The sequence below is a fragment of the Alicyclobacillus contaminans DSM 17975 genome, from assembly GCF_000429525.1.
In the GTDB taxonomy this organism is placed as follows: Bacteria; Bacillota; Bacilli; order Alicyclobacillales; family Alicyclobacillaceae; genus Alicyclobacillus_A; species Alicyclobacillus_A contaminans.
In genome coordinates this window covers 1-9,103 of record NZ_AUCA01000069.1, presented here as the reverse complement: position 1 = coordinate 9,103, position 9,103 = coordinate 1, and the positions used below count along the sequence as shown (strand labels likewise).

The 9,103-nt window shown below is 53.9% G+C and carries 13 protein-coding genes; 12 read left to right on the top strand and 1 reads right to left on the bottom strand.

The features are described 5' to 3' along the window. Positions 1-280: 280 nt before the first annotated feature. A complete protein-coding gene (locus G463_RS0116330) occupies positions 281-484 on the bottom strand; it encodes a hypothetical protein (protein WP_026976006.1) in 204 nt (67 codons plus the stop codon). A gap of 571 nt (positions 485-1,055) precedes the next feature. Here G463_RS0116330 and G463_RS23715 point away from each other — a divergent pair. The 12 genes from G463_RS23715 to G463_RS0116265 all read left to right on the top strand — a co-directional run. Further along, positions 1,056-1,814, top strand: coding sequence for a hypothetical protein (locus G463_RS23715; protein ID WP_026976004.1), 759 nt, complete (start codon positions 1,056-1,058; stop codon positions 1,812-1,814). Between the two features lie 48 nt (positions 1,815-1,862). Further along, the gene (locus G463_RS0116315) at positions 1,863-2,102 is read left to right on the top strand and encodes a type II toxin-antitoxin system HicA family toxin (RefSeq protein WP_026976003.1); all 240 of its coding nucleotides are present in this window, start codon (positions 1,863-1,865) and stop codon (positions 2,100-2,102) included. Then, positions 2,102-2,476, top strand: a complete 375-nt coding sequence (locus tag G463_RS0116310) for a type II toxin-antitoxin system HicB family antitoxin (RefSeq protein WP_026976002.1) — start codon at positions 2,102-2,104, stop codon at positions 2,474-2,476. Before G463_RS0116315 ends, G463_RS0116310 begins: the two co-directional genes overlap by 1 nt. Positions 2,477-2,539: 63 nt before the next feature. Then, positions 2,540-3,916 (top strand): hypothetical protein, encoded by a 1,377-nt coding sequence (locus tag G463_RS23710; protein WP_245575933.1) that lies wholly within the window; start codon positions 2,540-2,542, stop codon positions 3,914-3,916. A gap of 301 nt (positions 3,917-4,217) precedes the next feature. Then, complete coding sequence (locus G463_RS23705) at positions 4,218-4,958, top strand: ATP-binding protein (protein WP_281171092.1); 741 nt, start codon at positions 4,218-4,220, stop codon at positions 4,956-4,958. Between the two features lie 91 nt (positions 4,959-5,049). After that, on the top strand, positions 5,050-5,451 hold the full coding sequence (locus G463_RS0116300) for a gamma-glutamylcyclotransferase family protein (RefSeq protein WP_026976001.1): 402 nt from the start codon (positions 5,050-5,052) through the stop codon (positions 5,449-5,451). A 32-nt stretch (positions 5,452-5,483) separates the two neighbouring features. Then, complete coding sequence (locus tag G463_RS0116295; RefSeq protein WP_026976000.1) at positions 5,484-6,344, top strand: RpnC/YadD family protein; 861 nt, start codon at positions 5,484-5,486, stop codon at positions 6,342-6,344. 29 nt (positions 6,345-6,373) lie between these two features. Next, on the top strand, positions 6,374-6,802 hold the full coding sequence (locus tag G463_RS0116290) for a nucleotidyltransferase family protein (protein WP_211227438.1): 429 nt from the start codon (positions 6,374-6,376) through the stop codon (positions 6,800-6,802). 18 nt (positions 6,803-6,820) lie between these two features. Continuing rightward, entirely contained in the window at positions 6,821-7,132 is a 312-nt protein-coding gene (locus tag G463_RS24130) for a HepT-like ribonuclease domain-containing protein (protein WP_084171836.1), read from the top strand. A 396-nt stretch (positions 7,133-7,528) separates the two neighbouring features. Further along, the gene (locus G463_RS21020; protein WP_211227437.1) at positions 7,529-7,798 is read left to right on the top strand and encodes a hypothetical protein; all 270 of its coding nucleotides are present in this window, start codon (positions 7,529-7,531) and stop codon (positions 7,796-7,798) included. Positions 7,799-8,408: 610 nt separating this feature from the next. After that, on the top strand, positions 8,409-8,633 hold the full coding sequence (locus G463_RS0116270; protein ID WP_035487832.1) for a hypothetical protein: 225 nt from the start codon (positions 8,409-8,411) through the stop codon (positions 8,631-8,633). 231 nt (positions 8,634-8,864) lie between these two features. Beyond that, positions 8,865-9,103 (top strand): transposase (locus G463_RS0116265; RefSeq protein ID WP_026976007.1); only part of this gene is annotated, 239 nt, incomplete at its 3' end.

The window sequence follows — 9,103 nt, the reverse complement described above, 5'->3', positions numbered from 1 at the left end:
ACTCTCCAAAGCCAATTGAACTGCGTGAAGTTTGAATTCCTTGTCGTACTTCTGTGTCATGTGGCTCACCTCGAATCGCCTTATTCTTACATTCTCGATTCGTTGTGTCCACTATTTCATCCTAACACCACATGACTATCACGTGCGAAAAACCCGATGTGCAAAGAGTGTGCGACGAATGTTGCAGGACATGAGTTCTGTCCGGTCTGAAAACCGCTGTACGACTATATTCAGAGCCATCATCGAAAACGGGGATGAAGGGAGCGTGTGAGGGATCTAGTTACTTGATATCGATGAACAGTATCAGCAGAAAAAGAGCTCGTCCTACTACGAATCTGGACACTGATACGTCCGGGTACAGCAGGCTGATGATTAGCAGGATGGTAAACGGGTGAACGCGGCTCGGTGGGCCGATGAGAAACCGAGCCAGTATGGTCAAGAAAGTCACGGCGTATCTGGTGCTGAGACTCGCCTGAAATCCCATGGTTTTCCCTCCTGAACTATTGTATGCGAGGACGGTGACTCCTGATGGACGATGTACGTGGGCGCGCCGCGGCCATCATCACCGGACGCCGAGCGACATGACTCCGAACGAATGAACGAATCAACGAACAAAGGTTCGTGATGGTTGGGGGTGGTCATATGGGTAAACAACTATCGTTGTTCGGGGACGAATTCGAACAGCCACAGCTGAATCCGGACCGACGCAAAGACCACCGTGAAGACAACGGCATCCGGCCCGGAGCCCGGTGTGTGTCCGCAATGTGGAGGAGGATCGTTTCTGCTGCGAATTGAGAATCGTCAATGGATTCGGACCTGCAATCAATGCGCTGCCGTTCAGATCATGAATTAGGGGAAGGAGTGATGAATATGAAGCGGATAGAACGCAGGGGCATAGACAAGTCCGAACGCAAGTGTCGGCTCTGTGGCGCTACTCTCAAGGACGACAATGGCTGGTCTTGGAGTCAGTTGTGCAGAGAATGCGTTGCGGAGTATGCGGAACCCACAAGTGTGTTGGGGCCTCAAGGGACTGGCAAACTGGAGGTGACTCATCGGTGACCACGAAAGTGCGGATAGACGGAGTGACAATTGAGACGACTGGCGAATACGAACACGCCCTGATCTTGTTGGATTACCTGATTTCGCGTCACTCTGGGACTGCAGTGATGCCTCCTACGAAGGACGAGCTTGCGATGGTGAAAGAAGCCCTCAAAGAAGTGGCCTCCACGGCTCCGGCAACGGAAGTACGAGACATTGACAAGCTAATCGAGGACTTTGCTCATCAACATACAGAAACCGACAGGCAAATAGAGAGGACTAATGGGCGTCCACGGCGGTATCCGAAGGTGGGTGTGATGGGCGAAATCATAGAGGGGCCCAGCATGAGCGCAATCATCGGCGAGATGCTGGCTACCAGCGGCGACATCCCGGAGCACTGGATGACGGGGATCAAGACGGATGAGAGCGGGCGCAAGCGATATAAGACGTACTACCACTGTCCAGTGTGTGGGGATAAGGGGCGCCACTACTTGTATGAGAGAACAGAGACGTGCAAGTGCCGCGCGTGCGGTGCGGAGTTGAGCGTAACCCAGGCAGTCCAGGACGTCTATCTGGAGCGCGACCAGTACGGGAATTTCTTTGCGGCAAAAGCGTTGGCGGATTTGCCGGACGTTGGTGTCGAGCGGTGTGGACTTGGCGGCCGTGGCGGAATTGGCCGGGCACTCGGACGTGAACATGACCCGGAGATACGCAAAACCGACGCAGGAGGAGCTGGAGAGGGCAGTGGAGGAGGCGTCTTTGTAGTGATTTCATAAAGGTTTTCATTTGCCACTAAATGTGGTACTATATCTGAGGTGGAACAAATGAGCCAGCTCGAAAAGCTTTTTGAGCAGATTCGGAACAATCCGAAGACAGTTCACTTTGAGGAACTGGACAAGATTCTGCGTCGGATTGGCTTTGAACGTCGACAACCACGCGGCGGATCAAGTCATTATGTCTACACGAAGAATGGGAAACAAATCACGGTTCCGTATCGTAGGCCCTATGTACTCGAAGTGTATGTAAAACAGGTTATTGACCTTGTGGAAGGGGACAACGTCTGATGGAGAAGGATCTCGAATACTACATGGATTTACCATATAGCGTCGTGCTTCATCCTGATCCGACCGGTGAATATGTGGTGGAGATCCCGGATTTGCCCGGTTGTTTGAGTCAGGGTGAGACGATTGAAGAAGCTCTTCGCATGATAGAGGATGCTAAACGTGCATGGATTGAAATTGCCTTGGAAGAAGGCCGTTCTATTCCTGAACCGTCAAACACGGGAGAGTTCTCAGGTAAGTTCAATGTTCGGGTGCCGAAATCGTTGCATAAGGTTTTGGTTGAAAACGCTCGGCGTGAAGGGGTAAGCTTGAACCAGTATATTATTTATCAACTGTCTAAGAATGTCGGTTTGGAACAGTATGAGCACAGAAGTTAGTGCATCTTATGGATACTCAGCAATTGCCCTTCATTCCCCCTCCATACGGAAGGGGGTTCTTTTATGCATACTGTCTATTGGCAAGACAATATCCTGTTTCTTGACAACGGGACCGCATACGGCGTGTACCGGCTGCCTGCGCTGCCCTACGAGAATCAGCCGAAAGCCGTAAAACGCAGCATTTATCGCCAGTTTGAGGTGTTCTTTCAAATGTACCGCGGCCAAGGCCAAATCGTAAGCATTGCTGTACCGATCCCTGCGGAAGAGGTTTCGGCGCGCATGACCGCCTTCGGCAACCATCCGCATTGGCGTGGGCATATGGATTTGGTCGCACAGAAACTTCACGAACAGTCTTCGTGCGAGCGTCTGAGTTTCCTCGTGTTGCCGCTTGCTTCCCCACTTGTCGCAGCCTGGAGCCAGGTCCTTGACCGTCCTGACCGGGTTCGGGAACGGCTCGCTGACCAGTTCCTTCGGTTCTGGGGCTGGACGAAGAGAAAGGTTGCGCGTGTACAGACCCCGGTGCTGACGAAGCAGGACATCCAGGCGTCTACGCATGCGGAGTTAAGACTGTTTAACCGCTTGCAGGCCGCCATTCCAATGCTGACGAGGGCCACACCGCGAGACTTGGAGTTGTTGCACCGTGCGCCGTATTTTCGCGGCTTGGCACCGTGGCCCGTCGTGCTACCGGACCCGTTGCCGCGGACGGTGACTATCGAAGGCGGTGAAGTCGTGATTCGACCACGGCCTCTTCGCCTCGCAATTGCGTCGGCTGCGGTGCGGGAAGATACGTTTCGTATTCGGGTGGAGCATAGCGATAAACGGGTTTCGTACCAGTCGGTGATGGCCTCGGCGAGCCTGCCGGAGCGTATGGAGAACGTTGGCGACGAGTGGCTGTATCTGCCCTTGGAGAAACTGGCGTTCCCGGTCGATGCCTGCGTGCACTTCGATATCCTTTCCCCACAGCGCGCCCGGGAGATCGTGTATCGGAGAAAAAAGATCATCACGGCCCAAGGCGAGGAATACGCACAGGCGGGCGATGTCCCGTGGGACATCTATGACGGGCTGGAGGACGCGCAGGCACTGGAAGCCAAATTGAAAGCTGGAATGGCGTTCTCTGTCTTTCACGCACTTTTCGCGGTTGCAGCGGGAAGCGAGCTTGAAATGCTGCGCCGAGAAGAGCAGTTGAAAGAAAAGTTGCAAGGGTCCATTCAGTTGGTTCATCCGCCGGGGGACGCCCTGAAAATCTGGCAGGCGTTCTTCCCCGGTGAACTGGGCGGCGTAGACAAGGCGTGGGCGACCCGGCGGGGATGTGGTTTGCCAAGATGGCTCATAGCGGCCGTCCGGTGTGGACAGATTGGTTTCGGGCGATGCGGGAACTTAACCGCAGTGGCGCCGCGGCGTTTGTCGGTACGCTCGGCAGTGGTAAGTCCGTCGGCATGAAGTATGCGGCAGATACGATGATGCAATGGAACGCGATGGGTGCGGTTGTGGACCCGAAGCAGGGCGAGTATGGTGCGCTAGTCAGACTTTGGCCACAGGAGAGCGTGTGGTGGACGTTTGGTGCGGGAAGTGACCTGCGATTCTCACCGTTTCGACTGGGGCGTGACGCGAGAGAGTCACGCTTGATCGCGGAAGGGTTTCTGAGTGTGCTGCTCAATGTCACGACGCGGCGTGAGGACAGCGGGCGTCGCTCGTCCTGCAGCGGGCCTTGGCCGCGCTGTACGAGGGCGAGAAGTGGGACATGGACCGCTTTCTACTCTGCCTTGACGCCGAACGTAAGGACGAGCAGCGCCGAGAGGAGAAACGGGATGTTGCTGATCTGTTCCTGGGGCTGTTGGAGCATTACCGAGACGGGGAGACGGGCCGGGCGCTGTTCGGCACGGACGGCGAGGACAACGTGATGGACGACCGGGCGCGGTTGGTGGTGGCGTCGATCATGGGCTTGGACATCCCGGACCCGAACACGTTGCCGGATGCATGGCGTGATTCGCAACGGTTCGCAGTGGCGATTCTGTATCTGGTGACGCAGATTGCGTTCCGGCGGTTGGTGATGGCGCCGCAATCCGTGAAGAAGTTTTTTGAGGTGGACGAGGCGTGGATTCTGCGTAGTATCCCGGAAGGCCGAGCGCTGCTCAACCGGATGTTGCTGCTCGGGCGCAGTATGAACCTGGTGCTAATAATGGCGGTGCAGAACCCCGACGTTCTGCTGCCGAAAGAGGGCTCGGAGAACGACGACATATCCGCAAGCCTGGGCTGGTGCTTCGTCGGACGAATCACGTCCCGTGCTCAGGTTCAGCATGCGGTACGTCTTCTCGGTCTGCCGCTGGAGGACGAACATGATCTGAACCACTATGTGGAGCTGTTCCAGTCGTTCGAGAAAGGCAGCGGGTTCCTGCGCGATCCGCTGGGGCGGATAGGTGAGGTGCAGATCGATGTAGTGGACGAGGCTTTGCTCAAGGCGTTCAGTACGACTCCGGAGTAACGTCTGGTTCGGTTTTTGTTACTAACATTTATAAAATTACCAATATGGTATATGGTGATTGCAGAAAGAAAACGGGCGAGGAGGTGACGCCATGTCCGCTCATCATGTTGTGTTCGTATACGGCACTCTTCGTGAAGGCCAATACAATCGCCCAGTGATGGAACCGCACCTGGCTCGTGCATTGGGGGAGGGATGCATCCGCGGTCGGCTGTACAATCTGGGGGCGTTTCCGGCCGTGTCATTGGAGAGGCATGGTGTGGTCGTCGGTGAATGGGCCGAGGTGACGGATAACGGACTGGCGGCGCTGGACAGGCTGGAGGGTTACCCCGAGTACTACGACCGTAGCATCGTGCAGGATGTGAACAGCGGATTGGAAGGCTGGGTGTATCACATGACCGGTCGCATTCCGGCTGGTGCGCCGCTGATTGAAAACGGAGATTGGGTAGCTTTGGTACGGTCGCGTGGACAGTGCGTATCTAGTCACGGCGAGTAGGCCGGGTTTATACTGAGGATACGGAGGAAATCATGAATATACCGAGAAACGCGAATGACATCGTTGCAAAGCACCTGACGGGCGCAGTGCCCCACGGTGCGCTCGAAGTCATTGGGATTCATGACGCGAATGTGGTACGGGCGCTGCCGACGGAGATTCCGAAGGTGGAAGTGCGGCAGGAATACACGGACGTCATGCTGGAGTTGGAGGACGGGCGGTTGCTGCATCTGGAGTTCCAGACGACACGCGAACCGGCTCTGTACCGCTTTCTGGCATATGACGTAGCGATTGCAGAGCGCTACCGGCGCAAGTTGCGAACGGTGGTGCTGTACACCGGGGACGTGCAGGAGGCGCCGTCTCAGCTTGATGCAGGGAGCTTTCAGTACAGTGTGGAGAACGTGTATCTGAACCGGTTGGACGGAGACGCGGCATTGGAGACGGTGAAGCGGCATCTGGCCACCGATGAATGGACAGAACAGGATAGAGTCCGGTTGTCGTTCGCGTTCCACATGCACTTCACGAAACGGGCGCGGGCTGCGGCGTTTGAAGAGATTGTGGACATGGTGCGGCGTGTGCCTGACCGGGACGAACAGAACTATGTGGCGGCATTGATTCTCGGGTTCAGTGCGCGGATTCTTGCGCCGGAGCAAAAGGAACGGCTCAGGGAGGTGTTGAAGATGACGGAGCTTTTGCGGGAGTTTGAAGAGGAATTCAAGGAGAAGTGGATGAAGCAAGGGCTACAGCAAGGACGGAAAGAAGGAGAATTGATGAAAGCACGGTCAATTGCCGAACGGATGTTCCGTAAGGGTGCTTCGGTGGCTGATGTGGTGGAGTTGACGGGGCTGTCTGAGGAAGAGGCGAAGGAAATTCGGAGGAAGACTGTGGATGCGTGAAATTTCTCCGAATGAGGTGGTTCCTGTGGATGATCATGTACTCGGAGCGTGCGGAAGTGCACGCTCTTTTGGACCAGTTGCCAGTTGGAGATGTACTCAAAGTAAAGAGGTTTTGTGAAGCACTGATGTCTGGACGGATACAAGAAGACTGTGGCGTCAGTCATCGAGAATTAAACCAGGTGAGTATTCGAGCTTTGAAACCGCAAATTTTAGACATAGCCCGTCGGTATCATGCGACAGACATTCGCATATTTGGATCGGTTGCTCGTGATGAGGCCGATTCATTCAGTGACGTGGATCTGTTGGTGCGATTTGACAAGGACGTGTCGCTATTTGAGTTGGTCGGTTTGCAGGAGGATCTTGGCGATTTGCTTGGATGTCCGGTGCATGTGACGACAGAGGGTTCCTTACGTCCAGAGATTCGGGCCTCCGTGTTAAGTGAGGCGATACCACTTTGAAAGACGGACAAGACGTATTTGGAAGACATATTGGAGGCGATTCGTCGGATTCAAGAGTGTACTTCGGATGGAGAAGAGGCGTTTTTTCGGTTGACAATGATCCAAGACGCAGTGATTCGGAATTTTGAAGTAATAGGCGAAGCTGCTGGGAAATTATCTCTTCGTTCTCGTCTTAGTCGAAACATCCCTTGGCGACAAATCATTGCATTTCGTAATGTACTAATCCATGATTACGGAAATGTCAACCTTGAGATCGTGTGGCGAACAGTAAGGGATGAACTTCCTGCATTGAAGCGCGAACTTGAGCAATACATTACAAGGAAGACTTGAAAATGATGGACCTGTTGCGGGAACTTGAAAAGAAATTTCGCAATAAGGGTCGCCAAGAGGGCAAATAGGAAGTTGTCGAGCGGATATTCCGTGCAAAAAGGTCAACTGAGGGAAGGAACATGGAGTATCGACGTTTGAGTGCGGCAAAGTATTTTTCGCAAATCAAAAACGATGACGATTTCTTCATCGCAAAAGGCAACTTCTTGGACGATTTTTATTCTGCCAGTGACGCAAAATCCACACTTGATTCACTCGCAGACAACACAACACATAAGACGTTGTTCAGCGCGTCGCTCGTTTTCGATTGGGCGGCGCGCTTCATTTTGCCGTGCAATCCCCCTCATTGCGAGGAGGACTCATCATATGTAACTCGAACTTATTGCGTGGTATGGAATCTTGGGCGGAGTGATTGTCAGTGCTCTTCACGTGCAAGTGGCGGCTGTCTGGCGGGGCGTGGCTGGTATTAGGTATTTGGTGCTGTCATACCTGTGGTATCTCTCGCTGCGTCGCAACGATCCCACCGTGAGCGACCCATTCGGGGCAGCGGGGTATACGGCGTCGATCTGTCTGGGTTTGGTGTTTGCGGCGTTCGTACCGATTCCCATGGCTGGTGCCCTTTATTTGGACAGCAGCCGCTTCAACGGGAAAGGCGTCATCGTAAGATGAGTCATCCAGCTTGAAGGGGGTGTAGTCCGTGTACGATGGGGGATGTTTTGGAGGTTTCACCCGTTGGGCCATAGTGTTTCTGATTATCTTTGTGCTGTTCTTCCTGCTTGTTCCGTTTACCGGAGGTTACGTAGGTGGCGGTTATGGAGCTGGCGCAGGCGCTGGAGTAGGAGCATACTGAGTAACGCAACAAGGGTATATACAAGGTACTCGCTACGGCGCGTATCTCATTGTGAGGGCATCGGCTTCGGCTGGTGCCCTGAAGTTTATGGGACAACTGCCGCTTCGAAAGAGGATGTAGCATCGTAAGATGTGTCATCCAGTCCGAAGGGGGGGTAGTCCGTGTACGATGGAGGATGTTTCGGTGGTTTCACCCGCTGGGCCATAGTGTTTCTGATTATCTTCGTGCTGTTCGTCCTGCTGGTTCCGTTTACCGGCGGATATGCAAGGGCAGGTTACTAAACAGTAAAATCTGCATGCACAATCCCCCGAACATTAAATGGACATTGGCAAGTAAATACCGGGGAGGGGGGATAAAACAATGATTACACGTCCTCATTGCAGGCGGTTTATTGGACGTCCCGTCGTCATTCGCACGAGGGATGGTATGATGCACCGCGGAATTCTTCATACCGTAACAAGTGATGGAATTTACGTACGGCCGGTAGGTGGCGCAACCGCTCGTCTTGCGAGTGAGACAGACGTCAATCCTGCAAACATTGATGTGCTGCAGAACATGGCTAAGACGAAAGATGACGTTGAAAAAACCTTTTTTCCATTTCTCTTCTTCCCATTTCTTGCGCTAGCAGCACTCGGTTCGTGGGGCTGGTGGTAAACCTTGCGCAAATTCATAGCGGAGGTTAGATGAAAATCCCAAGGACGAAATTAAGTGTGCGATAGCGAATGTTTGGGTGCATATACCCGTTGTGAGAAACAGCGCACATCAATGTTTACACTTGGACAGCAGCCGCTACTCATCGGTTCATGGTTACGTAGAATGAGTATACTGGCCCCAGAGTCAACCCAGACAGAAGGGATGGGTTAAGATGAAGTAGAGGTGTTTATGATGCCGGGACGTAAGTGGACAGTGGACGAGAAGATGAACATCGTGCTCGAGGGCATGATGCCCGGTGCGAATATCAGCGAGGTATGTCGGCGGCATGGCGTGGCCCAGAGTCTGTATTACAGGTGGCGTGAAGCGTTCCTGACTGGTGGACGGGCTGGGCTTCAGTCCGGACCCTCTACGAGGGAGCAGGAGCTGGAGAAAGAGTTGCAGGAGGCTCGGGCTAAGATCGGTGAACTCAC